This is a genomic window from Cupriavidus sp. SK-4, from assembly GCF_000611125.1.
GTDB lineage: Bacteria > Pseudomonadota > Gammaproteobacteria > Burkholderiales > Burkholderiaceae > Cupriavidus > Cupriavidus necator.
The window spans coordinates 1-510 of record NZ_JFJW01000183.1 but is presented as its reverse complement, the minus strand read 5'-3'; the positions used below and the strand labels follow the sequence as shown (position 1 = coordinate 510).

Below are 510 nucleotides of genomic sequence, written 5' to 3'. Positions count from 1 at the left end.
AGGCAGCCGGCGAAGATGATTGGGAAGAACCCGGACGATAGTGAGTAAGGACGCAGAGGAGGATCAGTTCCATGAGTGAAACACCCGTACATCCGCGCCCGAGGAGACTGTCTGATTGGATCAACCCGATGGAGGCAAAGAAGGTCCATTCATTAATTGACAAGGTTTACCAACGGAAGAACCTGGAAATCGCCTGGGAGCGAGTAAAGGCCAACCGGGGCAGCGGCGGTGTAGATGGAATCAGCGTGGCGGATTTCGCTGAGCAGGCGGACCAGCAACTGGACCGTCTGCAAGCGGAATTGCGCACGCGCACCTATCAACCGCAACCGGTCAGGCAGGTCTCGATCCCGAAGATGGGTAAACCGGGAGAGTTTCGTAAACTGGGAATTCCGTCGATCTACGATCGCGTATGCCAGCAAGCGTTGCTCAACCGGCTGGAGCCCATCTTCGAGCCGATATTCGACGATGCCAACTTCGGCTATCGGCGAGGGCGATCGACACACGACGCTC

Annotated in this window: 1 pseudogene; it reads left to right on the top strand. The window is 56.9% G+C overall.

What is annotated here, in order from left to right:
• Positions 1–71: 71 nt before the first annotated feature.
• Positions 72–510, top strand: a pseudogene (locus tag CF68_RS34340) (reverse transcriptase domain-containing protein); the annotation flags it as partial.